The sequence below is a fragment of the Micromonospora sp. WMMD1274 genome, from assembly GCF_049179035.1.
GTDB classification, from domain to species: Bacteria; Actinomycetota; Actinomycetes; order Mycobacteriales; family Micromonosporaceae; genus Micromonospora; species Micromonospora tulbaghiae.
Genome location: NZ_JBMHMG010000001.1, coordinates 516,138 through 542,059 on the forward strand (window position 1 = coordinate 516,138; position 25,922 = coordinate 542,059).

General features: G+C 69.5%; 15 protein-coding genes and 3 pseudogenes. 5 read left to right on the forward strand and 13 right to left on the reverse strand.

Annotation, left to right across the window (positions count from 1 at the left end; genetic code table 11):
- Positions 1-64: 64 nt before the first annotated feature.
- From ACN27D_RS01995 to hydA, 4 genes are all read right to left on the reverse strand, one after another.
- Positions 65-2,086 (reverse strand): hydantoinase B/oxoprolinase family protein, encoded by a 2,022-nt coding sequence (locus tag ACN27D_RS01995; RefSeq protein WP_421498383.1) that lies wholly within the window; start codon positions 2,084-2,086, stop codon positions 65-67.
- Positions 2,083-4,143 (reverse strand): hydantoinase/oxoprolinase family protein, encoded by a 2,061-nt coding sequence (locus tag ACN27D_RS02000; protein ID WP_421498384.1) that lies wholly within the window; start codon positions 4,141-4,143, stop codon positions 2,083-2,085. Before ACN27D_RS02000 ends, ACN27D_RS01995 begins: the two co-directional genes overlap by 4 nt.
- A 129-nt stretch (positions 4,144-4,272) precedes the next feature.
- Positions 4,273-5,886 (reverse strand): ABC transporter substrate-binding protein, encoded by a 1,614-nt coding sequence (locus tag ACN27D_RS02005; protein WP_421498385.1) that lies wholly within the window; start codon positions 5,884-5,886, stop codon positions 4,273-4,275.
- Positions 5,887-6,031: 145 nt separating this feature from the next.
- Complete coding sequence (hydA, locus tag ACN27D_RS02010) at positions 6,032-7,570, reverse strand: dihydropyrimidinase (RefSeq protein WP_421498386.1); 1,539 nt, start codon at positions 7,568-7,570, stop codon at positions 6,032-6,034.
- 48 nt (positions 7,571-7,618) lie between these two features.
- Between hydA and ACN27D_RS02015 the strand changes: the two genes are divergently transcribed.
- From ACN27D_RS02015 to ACN27D_RS02025, 3 genes and pseudogenes are all read left to right on the forward strand, one after another.
- Positions 7,619-8,491 (forward strand): cupin domain-containing protein, encoded by an 873-nt coding sequence (locus tag ACN27D_RS02015; protein ID WP_421498387.1) that lies wholly within the window; start codon positions 7,619-7,621, stop codon positions 8,489-8,491.
- A gap of 5 nt (positions 8,492-8,496) precedes the next feature.
- Positions 8,497-8,946 carry a dimethylsulfonioproprionate lyase family protein gene (locus ACN27D_RS02020; protein ID WP_421498388.1) on the forward strand — a complete coding sequence of 150 codons (450 nt, stop codon included), beginning with the start codon at positions 8,497-8,499 and terminating at the stop codon, positions 8,944-8,946.
- 203 nt (positions 8,947-9,149) lie between these two features.
- Positions 9,150-10,138, forward strand: a pseudogene (locus ACN27D_RS02025) (IS481 family transposase).
- A 23-nt stretch (positions 10,139-10,161) separates the two neighbouring features.
- On the opposite strand, the pseudogene ACN27D_RS02030 reads toward ACN27D_RS02025, so the two are convergent.
- The 3 genes and pseudogenes from ACN27D_RS02030 to ACN27D_RS02040 all read right to left on the reverse strand — a co-directional run bounded on the left by ACN27D_RS02030 (position 10,162) and on the right by ACN27D_RS02040 (position 15,110).
- A pseudogene (locus ACN27D_RS02030) lies at positions 10,162-10,996 on the reverse strand (IS5 family transposase).
- Between the two features lie 62 nt (positions 10,997-11,058).
- On the reverse strand, positions 11,059-12,060 hold the full coding sequence (locus ACN27D_RS02035) for a DUF2637 domain-containing protein (RefSeq protein WP_421498389.1): 1,002 nt from the start codon (positions 12,058-12,060) through the stop codon (positions 11,059-11,061).
- The gene (locus ACN27D_RS02040; RefSeq protein ID WP_421498390.1) at positions 12,057-15,110 is read right to left on the reverse strand and encodes a BTAD domain-containing putative transcriptional regulator; all 3,054 of its coding nucleotides are present in this window, start codon (positions 15,108-15,110) and stop codon (positions 12,057-12,059) included. The genes ACN27D_RS02035 and ACN27D_RS02040 overlap by 4 nt, the downstream gene beginning before the upstream one ends.
- 681 nt (positions 15,111-15,791) lie before the next feature.
- On the opposite strand from ACN27D_RS02040, the gene ACN27D_RS02045 reads away from it, so the two are divergent.
- Positions 15,792-16,016, forward strand: coding sequence for a hypothetical protein (locus tag ACN27D_RS02045; protein WP_421498391.1), 225 nt, complete (start codon positions 15,792-15,794; stop codon positions 16,014-16,016).
- Here the strand turns inward: ACN27D_RS02045 and ACN27D_RS02050 are convergent.
- From ACN27D_RS02050 to ACN27D_RS02065, 4 genes are all read right to left on the reverse strand, one after another.
- Positions 15,995-16,714 carry a hypothetical protein gene (locus tag ACN27D_RS02050; protein WP_421498392.1) on the reverse strand — a complete coding sequence of 240 codons (720 nt, stop codon included), beginning with the start codon at positions 16,712-16,714 and terminating at the stop codon, positions 15,995-15,997. The genes ACN27D_RS02045 and ACN27D_RS02050 overlap by 22 nt on opposite strands.
- Positions 16,715-16,969: 255 nt before the next feature.
- Entirely contained in the window at positions 16,970-17,599 is a 630-nt protein-coding gene (locus ACN27D_RS02055) for a hypothetical protein (RefSeq protein WP_421498393.1), read from the reverse strand.
- A gap of 167 nt (positions 17,600-17,766) precedes the next feature.
- Positions 17,767-19,713: an AfsR/SARP family transcriptional regulator gene (locus tag ACN27D_RS02060; protein ID WP_421498394.1), complete on the reverse strand. Its 1,947-nt coding sequence runs from the start codon at positions 19,711-19,713 to the stop codon at positions 17,767-17,769.
- A 46-nt stretch (positions 19,714-19,759) separates the two neighbouring features.
- Positions 19,760-21,601, reverse strand: a complete 1,842-nt coding sequence (locus ACN27D_RS02065) for an Hsp70 family protein (RefSeq protein WP_421498395.1) — start codon at positions 21,599-21,601, stop codon at positions 19,760-19,762.
- Positions 21,602-21,846: 245 nt separating this feature from the next.
- Here ACN27D_RS02065 and ACN27D_RS02070 point away from each other — a divergent pair, with 245 nt between their 5' ends.
- On the forward strand, positions 21,847-22,755 hold the full coding sequence (locus ACN27D_RS02070; RefSeq protein ID WP_421498396.1) for a DUF6745 domain-containing protein: 909 nt from the start codon (positions 21,847-21,849) through the stop codon (positions 22,753-22,755).
- A gap of 192 nt (positions 22,756-22,947) precedes the next feature.
- Here ACN27D_RS02070 and ACN27D_RS02075 read toward each other — a convergent pair.
- Both ACN27D_RS02075 and ACN27D_RS02080 read right to left on the reverse strand, forming a co-directional pair.
- Positions 22,948-23,552, reverse strand: a pseudogene (locus ACN27D_RS02075) (GmrSD restriction endonuclease domain-containing protein).
- Between the two features lie 1,888 nt (positions 23,553-25,440).
- The gene (locus ACN27D_RS02080; protein ID WP_421498397.1) at positions 25,441-25,920 is read right to left on the reverse strand and encodes a hypothetical protein; all 480 of its coding nucleotides are present in this window, start codon (positions 25,918-25,920) and stop codon (positions 25,441-25,443) included.
- Positions 25,921-25,922: the final 2 nt, after the last annotated feature.

The following is a 25,922-nucleotide window of genomic DNA, read 5'->3' on the forward strand; positions in this document are numbered from 1 at the left end:
AGTTGGTTGGCGTGCGGGTGCCCGCCGTTGCCCAGGACCGTGGTGGTCTGGAAGTGGGGTGGTCTCATCGCACGGTCACCTGCCGGGCGATGTGGTGCACGAGCGCCTCCAGCGGGGACTGCGCCGGTCGCTGGGCGCGGGCGAGCCGGTCGCCGCCGCTTGCGGACCCGGCGTCGCGATGGCGGGCCGGCGTCGCACCGGGCCGTGGGCCGGCAGGCTCCGGCTCCGGCCGCGTCCCGGCGCCCGCCGGCTCCCGGGGTGGGGTCAGTCCGGTCTCGGCGAGGCAGCGCGCCCGGAGTTCCTCCACGGTGCCGCCCCGGTTGAAGCGGGGCAGGTCGCCACGGCCGGCGGCGAGTTCCGCGCGCCGAGTCCGGGTGCGCTCGGCATCGACCCGGCCGTCGACCAGGACCACTCCGTAGCGCCGGGCGCCGTCGACGGTGACCAGGCCCCGCTCGACGTCGTGGCGGACCTGCTCCGGGTCGCGCTCGAGCGGATCGCCCCAACCGCCACCGCCCCAGGTGACGAAGTGCAGCAGGTCGCCGGGGCGGACCGCGACGTGGTCACATTTGGCCGGGACCACCTGCCGGGAGCCGTCGGCGCGTTCCAGAATCTTCGTGCCGCGTTCGCCGGGCTCGCCGCCGAGCACGCCCCAGGGTTTGGTGAACCATCTGTCGTCGTGGATCGAGACCTCACCCGGTTCCAGGAACCGGTAGCCGACCCGGATGCCGTTGCCGCCCCGGTGCCTACCGATGCCCCCGGAGTCGGGGACCGTCTCGTAGGACTCGATACGCAGCGGGTAGTAGGCCTCCAGGTACTCGTTGGGCACGTTGGTGAACGAGGGCCACATGGAGTGCCCGTCGAACCCGTCACCGACCGGTCGGGCGGGCACACCGCCGAAACCGATCTGGTAGAGCTGGAACCACTTGCCGTGCCGATCCAGGCCGGAGTACATCAGGTGCGGGCTGGAGGAGAACCCGGCGGCGGCGAGGAAGTCCGGCTGACACTGCCCCAGCAGCCCGGCGAGCACGTCGAAGAGCCGACCCAGGGTGTGGGTACGACAGGAGATGGCCGCCGGGCGCCGGGGCTTGAGCAGGCTGCCCTCGGGGATGCGGACGTCGACCAGGGGGTAGAACCCGTCGTTGAAGAGGATCATCGGGTCCACGGCCATGATGGTGTACACCCCGAAGAACATCCGTAGGACGTTCTCGTTAAGCAGGAAGTTGATCGACCCCTCGGCCTGCCCGCTGGTCCCGGTGAAGTCCAGCACCACCCGGTCGCCCTCGCGCCACAGCGAGCAGCGGATGCGGAACGGTCCCTCGCCGCGTCCGTCGTCGTCGACGAAGTCCTCGAAGGTGACCGGCTGCTCGGGCACGACCTGGCGGAACAGCTTCGCCATCGCCTGCCGGTTGCGCTCCAGCAGCAGCTCCAGGGTGGACAGGTAGGTGTCAGCGCCGAAGCGCTCGCAGAGTTCACGGACCCGGGTCTCGGCGGTGCGGCAGGAGGCCAGGACCGCGTTCAGGTCGGCGCGGTTCCAGCTCGGCAGGCGCACCTGGTTGAGCACGGTGTCCAGGAGCTGTTGGTCGAGGGTGCCGCCGCGGAACAACTTCACCGGCGGGACGATGACGCCCTCCTCGTGGATGGACACCGCGTCGGTGGGCAGGCTGCCGGGCACCTTCCCGCCGACGTCGCTCATGTGACCGAACATCGCCGCCCAGCCGACCAGCGCCTTCTCGAAGTAGATCGGCAGCAGCACCAGCCAGTCATTGGCGTGGCTGATGGCGCCGTCACAGGCGTACGGGTCGGAAGTAAAGAAGACGTCGCCCTCCTCGACCGTGCCGTCGTATCCGGAGAGGAAGCCGTCGATGAAGGAGCCGAACTGTCCGGCGACCATGCGCCCGCGCCGGTCGGCGATCAACGGGAAGGCGTCGTGCTGCTCGCGGATGCCCGGTGACATCGCGGTACGCAGCACCACCGCGTCCATCTCGAAACGGGCGTTGCGCAACGCGTTCTCGACGATGTCGAGCACCGCGGTCTCGACCACGACGCCACGCTCCGGGCGTACTGTCTCGACGATGACCGCACTCATCGGTTCCCTCCCTGCTCGGCGGGCAGGATGAGCAGGTTGCCCAGCCTGTCGACGCGCGCGACACAGCCCGGCAGGACCAGGCTGGTGGAATCCATCTCGACCACGATCGCCGGCCCGGACAGCTCGTTGCCGGCCCGCAGGGCGGTGCGGTCGTAGAGGGTGGCCTCCTGCCAGCCGCCGTCGACATAGACCTGCTGGCGGCCGACGATCGCCTGCGCGGCGTCGCGGTCACCGGATTCGATCTCGACCGGGGTGATCCGTTCGGCGTGGGAGACCCCGACCGCCCGGATGTTGACGATCTCGTGCCGCTCATCCAGGGCGAAGCCGAACAGGCGCTGGTGGGCCTCGTCGAAGCCGCTGCGCAGGTCGGGGATCATAGCCATGCCCCGGCCCGCGTCGACCTCGACGGAGACCTCGAAGCCCTGGCCGTGGTAGCGCACGTCGGCCTCGTATCGCACCGACCGGGCGTCGTCGGGCACCCCGGCGCGGTCGAACTCGGCGTCGATCTGGGCGGCGAGGTCGGTGAACTCGCGCCGCAGCAGTTCCTCGTCGACGTCGTCGAGAGGGCGCACCAGCGACCGGTTGGCCTCGGCCCGCACACCTGTCGAAGCGTCACCGTAGGCGCAGAGCACCCCGGGCGACTGCGGGATCACCACCGGCCAGGAGCCGAGAAGCTTGGCGAGCGCGTTGACGTGCAACGGGCCGGCGCCACCGAAGCCGAATAGCGCGAAGCGCCGGGGGTCGTAGCCGCGCTGCACCGAGACCAGCCGCAGCGCGCCGAGCATGTTCTCGTTGACGATGTCGATGATCGCGGCGGCGGCGGCCTCCACCGATACCCCTAGCCTGCTCGCAACGGTGCCGACCGCCGTGCGGGCCTTCTCCACGTCCAGCGGCATGGCGCCGCCGAGCAGGGCGTGCGGCAGGTAGCCGAGCACGACGTTGGCGTCGGTGACGGTGGGCAGTTCGCCGCCGCGTCCGTAGGTCGCCGGACCGGGCAGGGCACCCGCGCTGGCCGGGCCGACCCGCAACGCACCGGTCAGCTCGGGGACGTGGGCGATGGAGCCGCCGCCGGCGCCCACGGTCTGTACGTCGATCGACGGGGCGCGGACGGCGAGGTCGGCAACGGTCGTCTCGCGCCGGATGGCCGGGGTGCCGTTCTCGATCAGCGCTACGTCGGTGGAGGTACCCCCCATGTCCAGGGTGAGCAGGTCCGGGTGGCCGGCGGCCGGGCCCAGTGCCACGGCGGCGGCGACCCCGCCGGCGGGTCCGCTCATCAGCAGACTGACCGGGATGTCCTCGGCCCGCTCGAAGGTCATCAGTCCGCCGTCGGAGCGCAGCACGCGGCGCTCGCCCAGGAGTCCCTCGGCGACCAGTTTCGCGCTGAGGTTGCTCAGGTAGGAGCTGACGCCGGGGCGGACGTAGGCGTTGGCGACGGTGGTCAGGGTCCGCTCGTACTCCCCGAGCTCGGGCAGGACCCCGGCGGAGGTGGAGACCGGCACGCCGGGGGCCTCGGCGGCGGCGATCTCGGCGGCCCGCTGTTCGTGGGCGGGGTTGGCGTAGGAGTTGACGAAACCGATGGCGAGGGCGTCCACGCCCTGGTCGACCAGCTGGCGGACCGCGGCCCGCACGGCCGCCTCGTCGAGGGGCTCGACCTGCTCGCCCCGAGCGTCGATGCGGCCCCGGACCTCGCGGACGTCTTCGAGCGCGACCATCTCGGCCGGCCGGTCCCAGACGATCCAGCCGCCCAGGCCGCCGGGAACGAACGAGCGGGCGATGTGCAGGACCTGCCGGTAGCCGACGGTCACCACCAGGCCCACCCGGGCGCCCCGGCGTTCCAGGACAGCGTTGGTGGCCACCGTCGTGCCGTGCAGGAATTGGCGGACGTCCGCCGCACGGGCGCGGGCGTCGGTCAGCACCCGGGTGACGCCCTCGATGACGCCGACGGACTGGTCCTGAGGCGTCGAGGGCACCTTGGTCCGTCGGGTCTTCCCGGTCGCCTCCTCGATCAGAAGAACGTCCGTGAACGTGCCACCGACATCGACTCCTAGGCGGTACATCAGTGCACATCCTGCTTTCTCGAGTGCCAGCTCTTCTCGGGTTGCCGTTCTGCGTCGTCGCGGCGTGGTCCCCCGGCTCGGGGGTGCCCACCGCGCCGGGATCACGGCGCTGGTGGAACGCCGGCGAGGTCAGGAGCCGCTGATGTCGTAATAGTTGACGTGGCCCTGGGAACGGCTGACGAACCCGGTCACGCCCTTCTTGAAGACGTAGTACTTCTGGGAATCGACCAGCGGGATGGCTGGCATGTCACCCACCAGGAAGTCGTTGACCTGCTTGATCAACGCGTTGCGGTCCGGACCCGGCTGGGTCTCCAGGATCCTCCGGGACAGGTCGTCGAGGGTCGGCGAGCTGTAGTTCTGCAGATTGGTGAGCCCACCTGTGGAGTAGAAGACCTGCAGGTAGTAGGCGGGGTCGGGCACCAGCGGGGTGCTGGTGGCCAGCCAGCTCTGCAGCTTGCCTTCACGCTTGGCGGTGTCGAAGTCCGCGCCGGAGGCGACGTTGTTGAGCTTGACCTGGATGCCCACCCTGGCCAGTTGGGAGCGCAGCAGGACGGCGACCTGCTCGCTGTGCGCTCCGACGTTGGCCGCGTTGTAGGCCAGCTCCATCGGGAAGCCGTTGGGCAGGCCGGCTTCGGCCAGCAGTTGCTTGGCCCGGTCGAGGTTCTGCGCGAAGGGCTGGCTGGCCGCCGGAGCACCGAAGTCGTCGTGGATGAAGTCGTTCGAGGGCACCGAATAGCCCTGGTACGCGGAGTCGACGATCGCTTTGCGGTCGACGGCGTAGGAGATGGCCTCGCGGACCCGCTTGTCGTCGAAGGGCTTGGCCTTGAGGTTGGGCACCAGCACGTCGATGTTCGGGTAGAGCACACGCTCCAGCCGGGCCTGGTCGCTCTCCTCCAGCGAGGAGAGCTGGTCGAACGTCATCGCGGTGGCGACGTCGACCTGCCCGCTCTGGGCCAGCTGGAGCCGGTTGGAGGTGTCGGGGACGGCGCGGACCACCACGTCGGTGACCTTGGGCTTCCCGCGGAAGTAGTTCTCATTGGCGGTGAGCCGGACCTCCTTGCCAGGGTCGAACGAGCGCACCTGGTACGCCCCGAAGGTGGCGGTGTTTTCCCCGAGCCACTTGTAGGCGTACGGATCGTCGGCGGTGGCGTGCTTCTTGGCCTCCACCGAGTCGTAGATGGTCATGAAGAAGGTGCTCAGGATCGACACGCTCACCGCGTTGGGCTTGGCGACGTTGATCGTGAACTTCTTGTCGTCCGTGACGGTGATCGGGTTGGCGGTGTCCCAGCCGCCGACGCCCATCAGGATCTTGGCGATCGGCACGCCGGTGCTGTTGACCATCCGGTCCACCGACCACTTCACGTCTTGCGAGGTGATCGGGTTGCCGAACTGGCTCTTGGCCTCGCGCAGCGTGAACGACATCTTCCTGCCGCCGTCGTCAAGCGTCCAGGACTCGGCGAGCTCGGGCTCGATCTGGTCCGGCGTCTGAAGTTTGGTAGCGCCGGCCTCGGGCTTCTTGAAGCGCACCAGGGTCCCGGCGGTGTTGGGGAGCAGGTCGATCGAGATGAAGCCCTGGTAGCGCTCGGAGTCGAGACTCGACAGCACCCCGGGCGCGGCGATGGTCAGTGCCTGGCCGGTGCCGGCGTCAGACTTCCCTGCATCGTCGGCGCCGCAGGCCGCGAGCGCCACGCTCGCCACGGCGAGCACTGCCACGGCTCGCACCTGCACGGAACGTATTCCCATGCCAACACCTCCAAATTGTGTGCAAGCTTGAATAGTTCTAGCGCAGCAACCCCGGCGGGGCGGCCAACACGAGCGATGCTTGTATACAAGTCTGGCCCTGTCAAGGCTCCAAGCAGCCATATCCCGCAGTCAGCCGCGTCGACGCTCACGCCCGGCGACGGACCAGAAACCGACCGGCGTCATGCCGACCGACAAATCGTCCACGCCGGGCGATCAGCTCCCCGCGCAGATAGACCGCTTCGATCCGGCCGGGCACGTGCCACCGCTCGAACGGCGTGTAGTCACAGTTCTGCGTCATCGTCCGGGCGAGCACCACGGAGGCCGCCTCCGGGTCGAGCACGACCAGGTCGGCGTCGGCGCCCCGCCTGATGACCCCTTTTGTCGGATACAGCCCGAACCGGCGGGCCGGCTCGGTGCAGGCCACCTCGACGAACCGCGACAGGCTCAGCCGCCCGGGGCGTACACCGTGGCCGTAGAGCAGGGGAACCCGGTGTTCGATGCCCGGCGCTCCGTTGGGGATCCGGCGAAAGTCCTCGGCCCCCAGGCTCTTCTGCCCGGACATGCAGAACGGGCAGTGATCCGAGCTGACGACACCGAGGATGCCTTCCCGCAGCCCTTGCCAGAGCGCCTCCCGGTGCTCGGCGGTGCGCAGCGGCGGGCTGACGACGTACTTGGCCGCCTCGAACCCGGGCTGGTGGTAGAGGTCGGCGTCGAGCAGAAGGTAGTGGGTGCACGTCTCGCCCGCGACCGGGCGGCCGGCCCGCTGGGCCTCGGCCACGGCGGCGACCGCGCCGGCGGTGGACAGGTGCACGAAATACAGCGGGGCGTCGGCCAGGTCGGCGAGCGTGATCGCGCGGCGTACCGCCTCCACCTCGGTCTCGGGTGGCCGCGACAGCAGGTGCGCCAGCGGTCCGGTGCGGCCGGCCCGAACCAGCCTCTCGGCGAGGACGTCGATGACGTGACCGTTCTCGGCGTGCACGCAGAGTGTGGCGCCCAGGCGGGACGACTCGGTGAGGATGGAGAAGAGCTCTCCGTCGTCGAGCATGGCCAGCCCCTTGTAGGCCATGAACACCTTGAAGCTGGTCACGCCGTCGGCCACCACAAGCGCCATGTCAGCCACCATGCCCGGGTAGGGCGAGGTGACAGCCAGGTGGAAGCTGAAGTCGATGGCGGAACGACCGTTCGCTCGCCCGGCCCACCGGGCCAGCACCTCCGGCAGACGCTCACCGGCGCGCTGAAAGGCGTAGTCGACATACGTCGTGGTGCCGCCGACAGCAGCGGCCCGGCTGGCCGAGGCGTGGTCGTCGGAGGTGACCGTCCCCATGAAGGGCGTATCCATATGTGTATGCACGTCGACGCCACCGGGAATGATGATCTTTCCTCGGGCGTCGACCTTCTCGACATCAGCCGATGGCGGAATCCGGCCGACACTCTCGATGCGGCCGGAGTCAACGAGCACGTCAGCGCGGTGGACGCCATCCTCGGCGACCACCGTGCCTCCGACAAGACCAAACCTTCGGGGCATCTCTTCCCCGTTCGCTGCAGATGGAGAAACGCGAATGACAGGCGGGCTAGGCAGTGGACCGTATACAACTCGACGGGATGGCACAAGGAGTCGACTCAACCCCCGACCCGACGCCGACCACGGGGGCACGACTCCCGTCGCCAACCCAACCATGGCCATTTTGCATACACTGGATCTCGCTGAAGTCAGCGGTGGTGGCGGACGTAAGTGCTCAAGGCCGAACGTCCGCGACGACACCTAGACGAGCTGCGCCAGATTACATACAGTCTGGCGCAACCGAAGGAGGTCGCCATGGCTCATTCCGGCAAGCGACGGGTTACCATCGAGCAGGTATCCCAGCGGGTGTGGCGGGCATCGGGCCTGCCGTTCGGCCTACTCGTGCGGCAGATCAACTCCGACCCTCAGACCGGCGCACAGACGCTCGTCGTCGACGTTCCACCCGGCTGGCAGATGCCCGAGCACTGGAACAGCGCCGACATCGAGCTCCTGGTCCGCGACGGCGACCTGAGCATTGCCGGACGCCAATGCCGGCGCGGGCACTACCTCTTCCTGCCCTCCGGCACCGAGATCGGCCCGGTCTCCTCGACCCAAGGCGCGACGTTGATCTTCTGGACGGACTCGCCGTTCGAGGTCCGCACTGACGAACGACCCCCGCCGTCGAAACCGCTCGGCGAGACCGTCGACCTGTTCGACGCGGCCAACTGGCGACCCGTCCAGGAGGCTTTCGCGGGAGTGACCGACACCAGCAGCCACGGTGACCTCGATGTGCCCACGCAGTGCATCCGGTTGCGCAAGGTGGAGGAGACCGGCAAGGACACCATCCTGTTTGTCCTGCCACGCAACTTCGCCAAGACCGCGTTGGAGTTCCACCACAGCACGGAGGAGATCTTCTTCCTCGGCGGCTGGTGCGCCACCGACCCGGAGAACGTCTACCGTGCCGGGGAGTACCTGTGCTGGGAGCCGGGCGTCATCCACGGCGTGGTGACCGGCTGGGAGGCCATCTGCCTGTCCAAGCATCACGGACCGCTGACCAGCCCACAGATCCCCCTCGGGGCGACAAGCGTGGACGCCGAGCGGTGACGGCATTGCCCGTCCGTGGACGCCGGATCGCCGCCGGGGACGCCGGGGCGGGCGCCGTACGCCCGGCCTTCGTCGTGCACCGCAACGAACTCGCCTACGAGCTGATCTCCAGCCTCAACCACAACACCGACGACGAAGGGCTGGTGCACCGCCTCGTCGACCAGCAGCTCACCGGCGACCCGGACTGCGAGTTCCTCACCGGGATCTACCGCATGGAGCCCGGGATGACCCACCCGCTGCACCTGCACGCCGACTCGGCCGAGTTCTACTACGTGCTGTCCGGCACCGCGCTGTTCCGGGTAGCCGACGAGGAATTCGAGGCGGGCCCGGGCACCGCGATGTACATCCCCGCCGGCGTCACCCACGCCATCACCACCGGCGTCGGGCACGCCATGGAGCTGCTCTACTCCTTCAGCACCCCGGACCTCAAGGAGATCGGCACCCGGTGGCTGTAGCCGCCGGCTGCGGATCGGCTCCCCCTGCCCACGTTCACCACCGCCTTCCACTCGGCCGCCACCGTCATCGTGCCCCTAGGTGTACTGCCCAGACAGGTTGGTTGAGGTCGTGTGACGACACGGCGTAGATAGACGTGATGACGAAGGCCTCCGGTTGTGGAGTGGAGCTGTCTAGGAACCGCTCCGGCAACCAGGAGGCCTTCGTGTCCCACGCTAACGCCGCTTTGACTCCTCGTGCACGTCTTCGCCTCGCGCGTCTGATCGTGGAGCAGGGGTGGCCGGTCGCTCGCGCGGCGGAACGCTATGACGTGTCCTGGCCGACGGCGAAACGGTGGGCGGTGCGCTACGCCGACCTCGGCGCCGACGCGATGGTTGACCGGTCGTCCCGGCCGCACCGCAGCCCCACTCGCACGCCGCAACCGGTCGTTCGCAAGGTCGTGCACCTGCGATGGAAACACCGCCTCGGGCCGGTGCAGATCGCCGGCCGCCTCGGCATGCCCGCCTCAACGGTGCATGCGGTGCTGACCCGCTGCGGGGTGAACCGGCTGTCACACATCGATCGGCGCACCGGCGAACCGGTGCGCCGATACGAACACGACCACCCGGGCGCGATGCTGCACGTCGACGTCAAGAAGCTCGGCCAGATTCCCGACGGCGGCGGGTGGCGCTACGTCGGTCGGGTCCAGGGCGAGCGCAACCGGGAGGCCACCGCCCGCCGCACCGGCACCCGTAACTACCGCTGGGAACCGCGGGTCGGGACCGCGTTCGTGCACACCGTCGTCGATGACCACTCACGGGTGGCTTACGCCGAGATCTGCGACGACGAGAAAGCCGCCACCGCTATCGCCGTGCTGTCGGCTGGTTCGCCGACCGAGGCGTGGTCGTCGAGCGGGTGTTGACCGACAACGGCTCCGCCTACAAGTCCTACGCCTGGCGCGACGCCTGCACCGAACTCGGGGTCACCCCGAAGAAGACCCGCCCCTACCGGCCCCAGACCAACGGCAAGGTCGAACGCTTCCACCGGACCCTGACCGACGGCTGGGCCTTCGGCCGGTTCTACTCATCCGAAGCAGCCCGGCGGAAGGCCCTGCCCGCCTGGCTGCATCACTACAATCACCACCGGCCCCACACTGCTACCGGCGGCAATCCGCCCATCACCAGGTTGACCAACGTCCCTGGGCAGTACACCTAGGGCGTGTCTTCAAAGGTTCACAGTCATTGGAGTAGCGCGGCGATGGTGACGGTGGCCTGGTATGACGTTGCAGTCGTATCGGGTGGCGACGCTGCGGCACTGCTTGAGCCGGTTGAAGCAGCGCTCCACGACGTTGCGCCGCTTGTAGAGCTGCTTGTCGAACGCCGGTGGCCGGCCGCCTCGGCAGCCTCGCCTGCGGCGGTTCGCCTGCTGGTCGGCGCGTTCGGGGATCGTGTGTGCGATGCCGCGTCGGCGCAGGTCGGTGCGGATGGCCTTGGAGCTGTAGCCCTTGTTGGCGATGACGTGGTCCGGGCGGACCCGAGGTCTTCCGGGGCCCGTCCGCTCGACGCGGATCGCGGCCATCACCTGGGCGAATCGGGTGCAGTCGTTGACGTTGCCGCCGGAGAGCACGAACGCCAAAGTTCGCCCGAGGCCGTCGCAGGCGAGGTGAATCTTGGTGGTCAGTCCACCTCGACTTCGACCGATGGCGTGATCTTGTGGTTCGTCCGATTCTCGCCGCCCCCCTTTAGCGCCAGCGGCATGCTGGTGGGCGCGCACGATCGTGGAGTCGACCGACACCAGCCAGTCGATGTCCCCGGCCGCGTCGGCCTGAACCCCAGCGAGCATCCGCTCGAACGTGCCATCCAGGGCCCACCTGCGGAAACGGGTATAGATCGACTGCCACGACCCGTAGCGGGCAGGCATGCCCCGCCACGCTGCTCCAGCCCGGATCTTCCACACGATCCCGTTGAGCACCCGCCGGTCATCGACCCGCGGCCGACCACCGGTCACCGCCGACGGCAGGTACCTCGATAGGGCTTCCCACTCGACGTCAGACAACTCGTAGCGACGACCCACGCCCTAGATCATCCGACACCAAGATTCTTTGAAGACACCGCCTAGGCGCATTCCCCTCAGGTTTACGGCGCCCGAGGATGGTCGGCATGCGGGCCGCGATGGTGAGCGTTGGACCGCTGCAGTTTTGCCGGCGGCCAGTACCGGCGCACGGTGCGCTCGGATCTGCCGATCCGCTCAGCGACCTGGGCGGGGTGCATCGACGGATCCCGCTGGTACCAGTACGCCACGGCCGCCGGAGTGGCCGCGGCGATCTGAGCGGCGCTCTCGTGGCCGGAAGGGATCGTTGCAGCAGTCTTCGCATCGTCGTCCCGCGCCCCGCCTACCGGACGGGACCCCTCGGAATCGTCACGGGCGTCATCGCGGTCAGGCTCGGGTGGGTGGCCTGGTGGCCCGGCGCCTTGTGTGCTCGCGGCCTGTACTCGCAACGAAGCCCGGGTAGACACGGCGGTAGGCGACGCGGAGGTGGCAGTTGGCTCGACCTCGGTGACCGCCTTGGTGAGGCGGGGTGTTCGCCGCTTGGTCGTCGGGTCGGCGCCGGTCCTTGGGGCAGGGTGTCCTGGTCGGTCCTGAGGGGCCGTTGGTTGCTGTGTGGGCGTGGGCCGGCTGGTGCTGGCGCGGATCCTTCCGGTGATCTCGACGAGGCTGATGCTGGCGACGACGACGAGGCCGTCCACGGAGATCGGCAGCAGGTAGGAGGCGCCGGCGTCGATCTCGCCGTAGCGGGCGGCGACGCCGACCATGTGCCAGTAGCTGACCCAGCCGGCGATGCCGGCGATCGCGGCGGTGGCCAGCAGCCGTAGGGCGGCCAGGGACCTGCGGTGGCTGGGCACCCTGGAGATCAGTTCCACGGTGAGTAGCAGCGCCAGCGGCGGCCAGGCAGCGATCAGCTGGCTGATGAGGTTCGGTCGGGCGTGCAGCACGTTCGCCGCGATCGACGCGGCGACGCCGAGGGTGAGCACGGCACGCACCGCCCACCGCAGCGGCCGTAAACCGGTCAGCTGGTCACGGGTGGCCGCGTTCGGATGGTCAAGGTGCGAGGACGGCGAGGTGGAGATGCCGGTCATGCGGTGGCTCCGTCCTCGTCGCGGGTGTGACGGTGCGCTGGCGGGCGGGGGCGGGGGTGCTGCTGGGCGGCGATGAGCTCGTTCGCGAGGGCGAGGGTGTCCTCGTGGGGTTCGGCGTCGATCTCTGCGAGAGCCCGTGTCAGTGCTCGGCGCAAGGATCGGATCGCGTCTGTCTGGCCGAGGGCGGCGCGGGCGCGCATGGCGTGCTGGTAGAGCTCCTCGGTGTAGGGGCTGTGGCGGATCGCCTCGTCGAGCACTGTCAGCTGTTGGGCGGGATGGTCGGCGAGGGCGTCGGCGAGCGCGAGATAGGTGTCGAGGGCTTGCTGCCGTACGGCCTCGCGGTAGGGCTCGATCCACTCGTAGTCGACGCCGTCGGCGAGGTGCCCGCGGTAGGTGTTGACGGCGCGCCGTAACGCGGCGACCCGCACTTGCGGGTCGGTGGCGCGTTCGGCGTCGCGGACCGCCGCGCGCATCCGCCACAGGTCGACGTCGACGATCGCGGGGTTGAGCGTGTAGCGGTTCTGGGGGTGGGTGAGGTAGTCGCCGGGGCCTCCCGTGTGCCGCATGACGGCGCGGAGGTTCGACACGTAGGTGTACAGCCGGCCTGGTGCCTTGCTGGTCGGGGCGTCGGGCAGGAGGTCATCCAGAATGGCGTCCACGGTTGCTTCCCCGTCGTGGACTGCCAGGTACACGAGCACCTCGAGGGCCTTGGCGCGCAGCGGCGGATGGGACGCGGCGTCGGTGATGCTGGGCAGGCCGAGCACCGATACCTGCACGCGGCTGGGCTGCCGCTGCTCGCCGTCCACGGCGGGGGGCACGGTTTCCCGCTCTGCGGAGGGTGCGGCGTCGTGACCACCGGCGTCGGCCCCGGTGTGCGCGATGGCGACCGGATGGGGCCGGGTGTCGACGATGTCGGTCAACCCGGCCGACGCGTCGGGGTGGGCGGTAGCCGGGTTGTGGCCGGTGGCCTCGACGGGGGCGGGTGACGTGCTGGCAGTCGTCGGGGTGGGCGTCGCGGCCGTTCCTGGCGTCTCGTCTGGAGTCCTGCGGCATGCCTTGGTCGAGTTCGCGGTGGCCGGTGGCCGGTCGGCTGACTGCGGCGCGGCGTCAAAGGGCGCCGGTGGTTGGCCGGTATGTGACTCGGCGAGGACGCCGAGCAGGGCGAGGGTATCGGCCGAGGTGAGCACGGCCAGACGCTCCACTGGGACGCGGTGCTCGCTCTGGTCGGTGCGGGCGTCGGCGAGGGCTGTGGTGCCGTCAGCGGCGACTGCGACGGTGTCACCGTCGGGCCAGGCGCCGAGCAGCACCCCGTGGATGTCCAGGCGTGTGCCTTGGGTGAGCAGCGCGGCGATGCGGGTGTCCTGCCGGGCTGCGGTGGCGTGGGTCAGCAGCAGCACAGGCGGCAGCGGCTCCCCCGCAGGGTCGAGTGTCCGCAGGTCGGCCACCGTGTCAGCGTCGCTTGCGTCAACGAGACGGCTGCGATGGAGGATCTGCGCTTCGATGAGGTCGAGGGCCTCCTCGGCGGTCGTGGTGACCGTCAGGCGCGGGGTGTGGGGCAGTGTCGTGGTGTCCGTGTCGAGGAGGGTCGTCGCGGTTGTCGCTGGCATCACCACCTGGGTGCGTTCGTGTGGGGCGTCGAGGCCGCCGGCGGCGAGCGCGGCGGTCAGGAAGCCGCGGGCAGCGGCGTCGGCGCCGGGGCCGGTGAGCCCGAGGCCTGCGGGCGGCCAGTTCTCGGCCAGTGGGTGCGCCAGGGACGGCACGGCCGGGCGCGGCACAGGTGTCGGGTCGCCGTCGGTGTGGTCTTCACCGTCGAGGGCGGACGCGTCTGGGCCGGTGTTCCCGTCGCTTGGGTCTGGGGACGCGTGGAGGTCGTGGCGTTGGTGGCCGGTGGTGGGGGGTGTGGCGGTGCGTGGTGCGGTGCCGCGCAGACGGCGGCGGATGTGCGTGACCACGGTCGGCATCGGTGCGGTGTCGGGGTCCTCGACGTTGGTAGCCGTCGAGGGCGGGCGCGGGCTGTAGCGGCGACGCCGGTGCGCCCAGACCAGCGCGGCGGCTGCGGCGATCGCCGCAGCCAGGCCGATGTCCACCCAGCTCCCGCCCGGCACGTCGATGCCCGGGGACCGATGGGGTGTGGGCAAGGGATCGCGGGCCGGCGGCTGCGAGGCGCCGCGGGATGGCGGAGTCACACGGGCGGTGCCCGGTGCGCTCGCGGCGACGTCGGGGCCAATTGAAGGTGGTTCGGTCGCGAGTGCTGTCGGGCCTGTCGTGGTGGTCGTGGGTGTCGGTGTTCCGGCCGACGAGTCATGGTTCGTGGGTGGTGCCGGGGCGTCCGGGCGTCCGGGATCGGTACGGGGCTGCTGATCGTGGCGCCGCGGCGGAGCATGGTCGCTCCGGTATGTGGCGTCGGCTGGCAGGCGGAGAACCCAGCCTGGGTAGATGAGGTCGGGGCTGCGCAGGGCGCCGCCGACGTGGGGGAAGCGGGCGCCCCGGTTGAGAGCGAAGATTTCCGGCCACCGGTCGGCGTCGCCGAGGGTTCGGGCAGCGATCTCGCACAGGCTGTCGCCGCGGCGCACGGTGTAGGTGGGCGGCGGCGCGGCCGGCTGATGGCTCGCAGCGGGGCGGTGGGAGGCGGGTGAGGCGGTCGCTTGTCCGGCCACGGCGGGTTCATCGGACGTGGTGGTCGCGGGAGTGGCGTGTGCGACCGCGCCGGTGGCGGTGGTGACGGCGGTCGCGCCGAGCAGCGCCGCGGTGAGGCCCTGGACCGGGCCGGGAAGGCGTAGGGCGGGTGCCCGGCGCCGCCGGCGGGCCAGCGCCGCATACGCATGGGTAAGGACGGCAGTGGCTAGCAGCAGCCAGAGCGTCACTGCCGCGGCTGCGGCGAGGACGGCGATGACGCCGCTGGTCATCGGGGCGGCTATCCACTGCCGCATGGTGGTCGGCGCCGGCAGGTGCGGAGTCCAACCGCTGTGCATCACCATGACGACCGTGATGGCGGCGGTGGACAGGACGCTGGTGGTGACTGCGGCGGTGCGGGCTCCTGGGGATGTCACCTTCCTCCTCCTGCTCGCCGTCCACACCCAACAGGGCTGCTGGTGGGGGCGATGCCGTGACGCTATGACCCCAGCACGGCACGGAGGGCAGGCCCGCAGCTCACGGCACCTCACGGCACCTGACACGGCCTCACAACAGCAGGTCAGCGACGGTTGACGGATACTGGGCCTATCAACCACCGGGCTTGGAAGCTGGGCGTCGATACCGGTTCTGGCGCGCACGCCTGACGCTGCCGCGCCGCCCAACGCCGTGACCAGCGTTACGCGGCTACCAGCTGCCGAGACCTGACTGGCTGAGGCCCTCTGCCCAGGTGGGGAGAGGGCCTCAGCCAGTTGGGGTTTCGCGTTAGACGCGCTGGGTGATGGTCGTGCCCGGGTGACGGGCGGCAGTGGCCGCGGTGACGAACCGGCCGGTGCTAGCGCTGCGGTTGACGGTCTGGTTGTTTCTGGTGCCACGACCGACGCGCTCGGTTGTGGTGGTCCGCGGCGAGCGAGCCGCGGTGCGGCTGCTGACGAACCGGCCGGTGCCGGCGCTGCGGGACACGCTGCGGGAGCCGCCTCGAGCCATGTGGATCATCTCCTTCGGTTCGGCGGTCTCGGTTGGACCGCTCTTGCCGTAGGCGTATGTGCTGGTGGGCTGATTACCCGCCACTCTTTCTACCGGTTTTTCGGCTGAGGCTGGTGCTGGTGGTCCGGGCCGTGGTGCCGGCTGCCCGGGCGACGATGGCGCGGGCGGTCGCGGTGGAGGTGCGGGCGCGCATTGCGCGGGCGTCGGCGGTGCCGAGCGAGGATCGCTCGATCTTGGCTTGGATGGTCGACTTCGCTGACCTGGCGGTTGCTGAGGATGATTGCGGGTTGTTCGGGGCGGGCTGTGGCATGGGCGGTCATGCCCCCCTTCGGGTCTGAGCGGGTTGGCGGTCGGGCAGGCGGGTCAGTCGGGTGCGGTAGTAGGACAGCGCCTTCTGGACGGCATTCTCGGTGAGGTTCAGCAGGTCGGCGACCTCGGCCTGGGTGTAGCCGGCCCCGATGAGCGCCATCATGGTGCGGGTGCGCGGCGGAGCGTCGGCGAGCAGGACGTCGACCTCTTGGCGCAGCGCGACGAGCTGAGCCGGGTCAACGGGCCCTCCGCCGGTGGCGGGCTGATCGAAGACGGCGAGTTCATCGACGAGCAGCTCCTGGTGGTGCACCTCGGTACGTAGCCATGCGCGGTAGATGTTCGGGAAGCGGAATAGACATTGGCCGATGAAGAACGTCTTCAGTGAAGCGCCGCGGGCGGGGTTCCAGCGGTCGGGGATCAGCACCGTGTTGCGGAAGGACCTCAGCGCGGTGGCCACGGTCTCGTTGGCGAGTTCCTCGGCGGCGTCGGGACGGTTGAGCGCTCCGGGCGGCGGCTCGGGCAGCCCGGCGCCGCGTTCGCGGCACTTGCCGAAGATGGCGCCCTTGCGGATCCAGGCCACCGTGACGGCGTAGCCGTAGCGGGCCAGCTCGGTGGCGAACAGGTCGTAGTCGCTGCCGGAGAAGTCGGACCGGCGCAGCCAGTCGACCAGGTCGGCGTCCTCGGAGAGGCGTTCGCGCCGGCGCAGCGCCCGGACAGTCTCGTCCAAGTCGTGATCTTCGCGGGTGTCGGCGAAGTCGGCGAGCCAGGAAACGGGGACAGCGACGTCGCGGCGGGGCGGTTCCCGTTGTAGTTCCGATCCCGCCACTTCGTCCGTCGGCTCCTCGGCTTCCGGGTGCATGAGGCTCTTTCTCGGTTCGGTGTGTCCGCTGAAGGAACCCACCGGACGTCCTCTCCTATGTGCGGCCACCCCAATTACCCGCCACTCCTTCTTCAAGATTTTTTGGGCGGGTGTTTGTGCAGGTCAGCGGTGGCTCAATAGCGGAGCGACCTTGTCGATCAGGCTGCTGATGACCAGCTGGGCAGCCGGGGAGATGTCGTAAGCGCTCAGCGCGCTGAGCACGACGTCGCGATCGAGCAGGCCCGCGCCGGCCATGTCGGCAAGCACCCGGTGGGCGCCGTCGCGGCCGTACCCGCGGGCGTAGCCGTTGTTGCCGTAGCGCACCAGCTCGTTCAGGTGCTCGTGCAGCTGCGGGTCCAGTGTGGTGGGCTCACCGGTGTCGAGGTCGAGCGCGCCAACGACGCCGGCCCAGCCGGCTAGCCGCCAGGGGCTGGGGTGCTCGACGACGACCAAGGCGTTGCCACGAGCCAGCCGGGTGGCCACCTCGAGCGCCCCGGGAGTGGGTACGTGGGCAATCACCGCGCCCGGACGCACGTTGACGCGTGGGGAGCGCGGCGAGGCGTGCCGGCCGTTGAGGTACGGCTCGAACAGCGCCTCGCCGTGGTACTCACCCTTGCGGTCGGTGACCAGCACTGCGGGCAGGCCGCGCCGCGCGGCCTGATCCTCGGCCCAGCGCATCGCCGCTACCGCAGCGGCGGCGAACTCCCGGCCCAGCTGGTACGGCACCCACGCTGCGGTGAAATCAGAAACCACGACTGCCAGGGTAGGCGCACGGTATGACAACATTCCCGATCGAGGCACGCGATCAAGGAACGCGCTCGAGCGCGGTTCGCCGCGAAGCAACGGCGTCGAAGCACCCCTGTTCGGTACCCGATCTGGGTGCCCACTCTTCCGCCGCAACCGGTAGACCTCCTCGGGGTCTAGCGAGCAGTGCTTATGGGTCGCTCGAGGATGCCGGCGAGGCGCAGGCGTTGCCGGTGGGTGTGGAGAAGGTCCGCAGCTGCGGCGGAGTCGCGGAGGGCGTTCAGTTGGTCGGCGGTGAGCTGGTGGAGCTGCTGGTTGTAGGGGTCTATGCGGATCGCCGCTTGCAGCAGCCGTAGGCGCTCGTGCGGGTCGGTTTGTGCTGCCGCGGCGTTGGTGTAAGCGTCGAGCACTAGGCGGCGTGTGGCCTCACGGGGTGGGTCGATCCACGGCCAGATGTGGCCAGCGGCGAGGTCTCCTGTGTAGGCGTCGATCACGGCCTGCCAGCTGCCAGGTACGTCTGTGGTGGCGCTGTGGTGGGCGGCGGCTTGCAGTCGCCACAGGTCCACGTCGGTGCGTGGGTCGAGGTGGTAGCGGTCCTCGGTGTGGACAACCACCTGGTCGGCGGTGGTGGCGCGGATGGTCGAGCGGAGGTCGCTGAGGGTGGTGTAGAGGCGGCCGGTGACGGTGTGGGCGGGTAGGCCGGGCCAGAGGGCTTGTACGAGTTGCGTGGTGGTGGCGCCGTCGGGGTGCACGGCGAGGAAGACGAGGATTTGCAGGGCGGCGCTGCGGCGGATGGCGACCTCTTTGCTGTCGATGAGCAACGCTGGGCGGCCGAGCACCCGCAGCTGGACAGCGGTCGCTGTGGCCTCGGTGGGCCGCTGCGGTGTGGGCGGTGAGATTCGGTTGGCTTGGCGGGGGATCTTTGCCTGTGCACGGTTGATCGGCCGGGCTGGTGCGGACGCGGCGGGGTCGGATGCTGCGGTGGTGGGTTGGGCCAGGACGGCGAGTAGATCCGCTGCGGCGGTGCTGTCGAGGACACACATCCGTGGCCGTGGTTGGCCGGTCTGGTGGTCCACGGTTTGGCCGTTGCAGTCGACGCGCCAGGTGGGTACTGGTACTGCGGCGTCGAGGGTGACGACTCGGGCGCCCGGGAGGTTCAGCGGTGCCGCCGTCGCGGGTCCGGCGGTCAAGACGAGGCTGGGTATGCCGTGGTCGGCTGTGGACGACGTGCTGGACGCAGGTAGCAGGGTGGCGGCATGGTCGAGGGTGTCGACGACGTGTAGGCCCGGGATGGTGGTGACGGTCTCGGCGACGCTGGGCAGGAGCCTGGTAAGGGCGTTGCTGGTGACGATCACCGGGGTCGTGTCGGTCGGGTCGCGCAGCGCGGTGAGGAGCCGGGTGACGAGTAGACCTCGGGCGGCGTGGTCGGCCCCGTCACCGGCGAGACGTATGCCGGCCGGCGGCAGCGGCGCCGGCATGGCGCCGGTGGTGGCTGCTGGTGGCAGTGGTTGGTCGGCGATGGCTGCTTGGACGGCGGTGACGGTGGCGGGCAGTGGTGTCAGCTCGGTGGCGTCGGTGTCGGGTTGGCCGGGTTGGTGGGCGCGACGGCGGCGTAGCCACACCAGGGCCGCTGCGGCGGCGATGTGGTGGGCGGTGTCGTCGGGTAGCCAGCCGCCGGGCACGACCACCCCGCCCTGCTCGGTCTGGGGCGTAGCGGAGGGGTGCTGGAGTTCGTCGGCGGTGACTGGTGTCGGTGGGTTCGGCGGCTGGGTGGTGGGGGTGTGGGCGGTGGTGATGGCGGCCGCGCCGGCGATGCTGGTGGCGGCAGCCTGCCATGGGGTGGGTAGCGGCAGGTGGCGTACCCATCGGGCGCCGGCGCGCAGTCGGCGGGCGGCTGTCACGGTGACGGTGTAGGCCACGCCGAGCCACAGCAGCCAGGCCACGGCGATGAGTCCCGTGGCGAGGGTTGCCGGGGTCAGCGGGTCGGTGAGCCAGTCGCGTAGCTGCGTGCCGGTCGGCCAGCCGGGCAGGTGCGCTCGGGTGAGGGTGGTCAGCAGCCACGGCGGTATCGCCAGGACGGCGAGCACAACGACGGCGCCTGCGAGTCGCCGGGCCCCGTTCACCGCAGCTCCTCCCCCACGTGCGTCGGGTGGCATCCGGTTGGTGGGGTCATTGCGGCGGCCGGTGAGGGTGGTGGGGGCGCAGCAGGTGGGTCCACATCTGGCGCAGCCACCAGGTGGTCACGGCGATGGCGTAGATGGCGCCGAGGATGCCGGAGGCGGACCAGGAGACCAGGGCGGCGGTGATGACGGCGAGGGGTGCGCTGAGGATCAGGCGCAGGATCGGCTGGGACACGACGGCCATGACGGTGCCGATGCCCAGGAGCAGGCCTCCGGCCCGGCCGGCGAGGTCGATCCAGAGGATCAGGTGGGGCCACCGGTCGGCGGTCAGGCTGTACTGGATGAGCAACATGCCGGCGGCGGCGGTGATGACGGATCCGGTGGGGAAGGCGAGCAGTTTCGACCATCCGCCCGCGGGGGTGCGCCATTGCCGGGCGGCGATGAGGGCCATGACGGCGGCGGCGGTGATGGTCGGGGTGATGGGTAGCAGTGTCCAGCGCAGGAAGCCGTTGACGGGGTAGCCGACGTAGAGGCTGCCGACGACGGCGTACATGCCGCTGACGGCGACGCCGAGGGAGGCCGCGGCGAGGATGCCGGTGCCGGTGTGGATGCCGGGGCTGGTCGGGGTGGTAGTGCGGTTGGCGATGGTGGAGGCGAGGACGGTGCCGGCGCTGAGGCAGGCGATGACGGCGAAGACGGCGGCTATGGTCAGCTCGCCCCAGTTGAGGATCGCTTCGCGGTACATGAGGGAGCCGCGCCACTCAGGCGTGAGCAGGAACTGGGAGACCAGGGCGAGGGACGCGAAGCCGGGTAGGGCGATCGCGGCGGCGCGCCGCACCGGCGGCACCGGTTCCTCGGTCGTGGTGGGTTCGGTGGCGTTGGTGGCGCCTGCGTCGGCGGCGCCTCGGGCGGCGGCAAGGGTGGGCTGGTCGACCAGGGTGGGGGTGATGCCGGCGTCGGTGAGGGTCTTCGCCAGCAGGGGCAGGCGGGCGGTGCCGCCGACGCAGTAGACGCCGGTGAGGTCGCGGGGTGTGAGTTCCGCGGCGGTGATCGCTTCGGTGGTGAGGTGGGCGATGCGGTGCAGGACGGGCTGGGCGGCTTGGTCGAGCAGGCCGGTGTGGAGCACCACGGCCGGCCCGTCGGGTAGTGGCACGGTGACGGCCGGATGGTCGGTCAGGGCGTGTTTGCCGGCGCGGAGGCTGGCCGTCGCGGCCCATCGTTGCCCGCCGGTGCCGGGTGGGCTGGTGGTGAGTGTGGTGGTGAGGGCGTCGTCGATGGCGGTGCCGCCGGCGGTCGGGTCGGCGAGAGTGGCGAGGACTTCGAAGCCTGCGGGGCCGCGACGTAGGACGCTGACTTCGGCGGTGGCGCCGACGTCGCAGACGGCGATGCAGGCGCCGACGGGCAGCTGCAGGCCGGTGGCGAGCAGGTGCCCGGCGACGGCGGTCGGCGCGTCGAACAACTGTGGTGGTGGGAGGCCGGCGCGGTGCGCGGCGTGGCGCATCCAGGTGCGGCGTCGCGGGCCCCAGCCTGCCGGGACGACGAGCCGCACGTCGTCGATGCCGGGCCCGGCGAGCTGGTGGGCTTGCTCGGCGACGTGGCGCAGGGTCGCGGCGACCAGGTCGAGCGGGTCGACGTCGGTGTCGGCGACGGTGAGGCGCTGCTCGGAGGGTTGGCGGGGGTGCGGGATGAACCGGTGCGGTGTGACCGGCGCGGCCCGCCAGGCGTGGTGGCCGGTCACGGTGGTGCCGTCCCCGCTGAGGAGGACGGCGCTGGGCAGGGCGGGTTCGCCGTCGAAGAGCAGCGGCGTCCAGGTGCCGTCCGGCCATGCCAGTACGGCGGTGGTGTCGGCGCTGCCGTAGTCGATCGCCAGCCTCGCCTGCCCCGATCGCATGAATGTCAGTCAAACATGAAGATCTCATTCACGTCATCCCTGAGTCACTCACCGCAACCGGCCACGGCGCCCGGCACGGTCACAACAGTGAACGCCGGGACTGACGATCGGCCGTGCCACCTGCTGGTGGCGTCTGGCCACTTGACCTGCAGCGGCATCGTCAACGGCATGCCGCACCATCGATGATCCGTCAGGAGGACACCATGCATAACTCCACCAATCCGATCTCAGCGCACGGACAAGCCGTGGCAAACCGATGGACGCAGGCGGCGTTGTCCTGCGAGCCCGCGGACCAGGCGCGCGCGGAGGCAGCCGTCCGCCTCGCCTACCGCAGCGCCGGGCATCCCGAGCCGTCACGGTTCCTGTGGTGCCCCTCTCCCCCGGCCGCCCTGCAGCAGGTGCGGCAGCTCCTCGACGACGGGCACCCGTCGCTGGTCACCTCGGTCCGCCGCGACGCCCTCAACAATGCGCTGGCAGCAGCACGAGCCCCGATCTGGGAGCAGACCAGCGACCACGACCGGTTCACCGCCTTCGGCGATTTCCACGACTTCATGGAATGGCACGGCTACTACGGCGAGCAACGCTACGACGGCTTCGAGGCCCGCTACAACCTGATGGAGCACCGGTACCTCTGCAACCCGGTCACCGAGGGCGAGCGGTCCGCGCTCACACCGGTGCTACAGGCGGTGCGGCAGGTGTACGAGCAGGTGCTGGGCCCGGTCTGGGCGGCGGTCGACCGTACCCTCACCGGCAGCTACATCATGCGGTTCGCCTGGTGTTGGAGCGACGAGCAGACGATCGTGAAGCGCAACGACGAGGGACGCGCCGTGATCCGTTACTGCCTGAATCCTCGCGACTGGTTCTTCGATCCGGCCTGGAACCACTTCCCCGACTGGCTTGTGCTCGCCGCGATCGACACCTACCAGCAGGTACTCGGCACGGCACCCACCCCAGGGTGGGAGGGATGCCGTGACGTGGCGCTGGCGGCCGGGCCGTGGTGGCCCCTATCGGGGGTGGCCGTGATGATGCAGCGCCCCACCGTTCTGCGAGTCACCGGCGACGGCCTGCTGCACGGCGTCGACGAGCCGGCCGTTGTCTGGCCCGACGGCAGCGCCCTGTGGGCCCGTGACGGTGCCGTCGTTCCACCCGGTTGACCGCCCCGCCGGCGGCACGTACGCCCCTTCCGATTGCGTCTCGGCCCTGGAGGGCGGGTCCGGTGTGGCGACCCGCCCTCCAGGACGTCGGCCCCGCCGTCCGCGGGCGCACGGCGGGGCCAATGACGGATGGCTCAGGCGTTGCCGCGCGCCGGCGTTCGCGCGGTCAGGCCCCGGAGCCGGTGCAGAAGGTTAGGAGCTGCAGGTGTTCAGCATGCTCTGCAGGGCGGACTTCTCCGACGACTGCAGACTCAGCCCCCAGTTGTACTTCACAGTGATCCACATCTTGCTGTAAGTGCACCGGTACGACGACAACGACGGCTGCCGCGCCGACGGGTCCTGGTCACCCTGGGACTGATTCACGTTGTCAGTCACCGCGATCAACTGCGGGCGGGTCAGGTCGTTGGCGAAACTCTGCCGCCGGCTGGTGGTCCGCCGCTGGCGCCTGAACGCCACGCCTCGGCCAGGGGTACGACGTGGTCGATGTCGACGTCGGAGGCGGCGGACCATGTTGCGCCGTCGTACGGGCTGTACCAGCGGCCCGAGGTCGACGCGCAGCTGCTGTCGGTGACCACGGACGTGCCGTCGCGCTTGAGGACCGTCTCGCGGGTGTTGCAGGCACCGCTGATGGTGATCCAGTGCGGGAACAGATCCCGGGAGTACCCACTCGTCGACCCCTCGCTCTTGACCGTCAGAGCGTTGAGCTGCGACTGGGCGCTCGCCTTGGACGGAATACCGGGAGGTGTCGCCGAAGCCACCGAGGCGTCGACGGCGACCAGGCCAGCGCTGGCGACCATCACGGCCGCCGCGCCGGTCAGGGCACGCCGCGCTAACGCAGACGTGTGAGCCGTCGGGTGATTCGCATAAGGGCCTCCTCGGGCATCAGTCATGGACAGCGACCATCTCGCCCCATCATGTCGATCGACGGTCACCACTGTGAAGAGTCGGGAAGGCTCCCACGAACACTGATCACCGCCGTTGCCTGTCCACACCACCGCCCCGGGTGAACCCGCCGGTCCACTGCCCCGCCGCCGAGCCCCGTCTGTCGAGATGGCGGCAAACCGGCGATCAGCGACGATCCGACGTCCTAAAGTGCGACTCTCAGGCTGGCACGACACCTGCAATTCCGGGAGCGACGGTGGCCAACGACCTGATCGTCATGACATGGAACGTCGAGAACCTGTTCCCGCCCGAGGACACTCCTTCCTCCGCCGGCCGCTGCGACTGTCCTTGGCCGGAAGAGCAGTCTGCACCCTTGGCGTCATAACCGCTGCCGGCGCCCGCCGGACCGGTGGATAGAGGATGAGGGCTATGCCCCTGACCGACCCCGTCCGTCAGCTCGCCGCGGTTCTGGGGAAGCTTGCACAGCCGTACGGCCGGAGGAGCTGCCACCGCCGGTCTCGCTAGACGAGCCACTCGACGATATCGCCCCCGGTTACGCCGAGCTCCTCCGCCTCGCCGACGGAGCTGCATGCAGACGTACCGGCGACATCCGGCTGCGGTCCGCAGCATCTGCACGCCAGACGCCGTGGATGGCTGATGACCTGCCAGGCGGTGATGCGCGGTGGTGCGGCGCCGCGGATATGCTACAGAACCCTGTCTTCGTCGAGCGTGCAACCGGCGAGATGTGGTGGTTATCCGAGCTGAATATCGTCTGGTACGCCGAACCGAGCTTGCCAGTTTCGCCGAGTTGGCTGAGGACGTTGCCGGATTCGTCGACTACTTCATCCGCGGTCCTGGGTACGTCCAGCACATTTCGGGCGGGCAAGACGACCCGTGGCTGCAGGCGCCGTCGAGCAGTGAGGCACGCCCGCACGGCTGACCTCGAGGCGCTCTCGCGCGGGCGCCGACTTGACACTCGGCCGAGTGCTGATAGAGGCGACTCCGTGGACATATTGCTGAAGGTCCATGACAAGTGCATCGACGGTGCCGAGGCCACCGTCGATGCCCGGGTCGATCACTCAGGCTCTGACCGGAATGGCGTGGCCCGCATGAGGGTCGCCGTTCCGGATCTTGGCCAGGTCATGTCGGCCGACCTGGGCAGGTGGCTTCAAGATCACTCCGCGCCTGTTCCGCGACCTGCGACAAACGGCGGCCTCCGGTGACCCACAGCTGCACACCTGCTCTAATTGAGCGACGCGTGTATTGCGAGCCCAGATGGCATTTCGGCTGCGCATTGAGGGGCCGCCGGCAGGATTCGAGCCTGCGACACACGGTTACCAACCGTCACCCTGCCGAGCAATCCATCGCTGATCACATTTTGGCGTTAACCTGCACAAATGCTGCCCTACATCTATCGCCGCTTGTCACTCGTAGTCAGCTCCGAGGAGGTTTTTTTGGGGGGTAAACGAGGGCAACCAGCCCAGTGCCGTCAACGAACGGATGCTGGCGCAGGTTGGCGCCCTGGGGTGGGATCCATAGATGCCCGCAGAGTGACGTTCTCGGCCAGCAACTGCTCTTGTGACGGCTGCGGCGGGAATGCGGGCACGACTTTCCCGTCCGATCGGCCGCATTCGGGCAGCAAAGCAGCTCCCACAACTCGTCAGGCGCCCACTCAGAGATCAACCGGTCGTCCACAGTAGAAGTGATCTACCACCAAGGTCAGCCGACCGCCACCTGAGACACGCTCTAAGCATAACGCTGTCGGTGTAGTCGAGTCCGGCCGCCCATCGGCCTGGACATGCCCTATTTCAATTTTTTCGCACTTTCGATGACCTCGATCTCGATTGGCTCCTCGCCGTTCAAGTAGAGGGTATAGCCAGCCTCTTCGTCGTCCAGCATGTCAACCGGGCATACCTCAAGTACGTAGTCGGGTCGAGGAAGGAATCCAAAATCGGCCGGGGGGTCGAATTTTTCTATCCCAACGACTCGCACCTCCGTCGGGGGAATACCGACGAAACACGACGCACCTCTATCCAATTCCGAAGGATCTGGCTCCAGCCTCCATGGCGTATTGCACCAGTCATAGGCGTCAGGGTCACGAGAGAAGCCAACCGTGCCATCCCACGAGTTAGTCGAGTCTGGATCAACTTCCCGCCACGGCCAGGCTATAAGTACACGCTGAGGAGTGGTCCCTACGACGCGCACATCCGTGGCTTCTGATGAGATCAGGAGCAGGTCACCCACACTGTAGCCCAGTGCCCCCGTCAGCCTGACACTCTCCATGG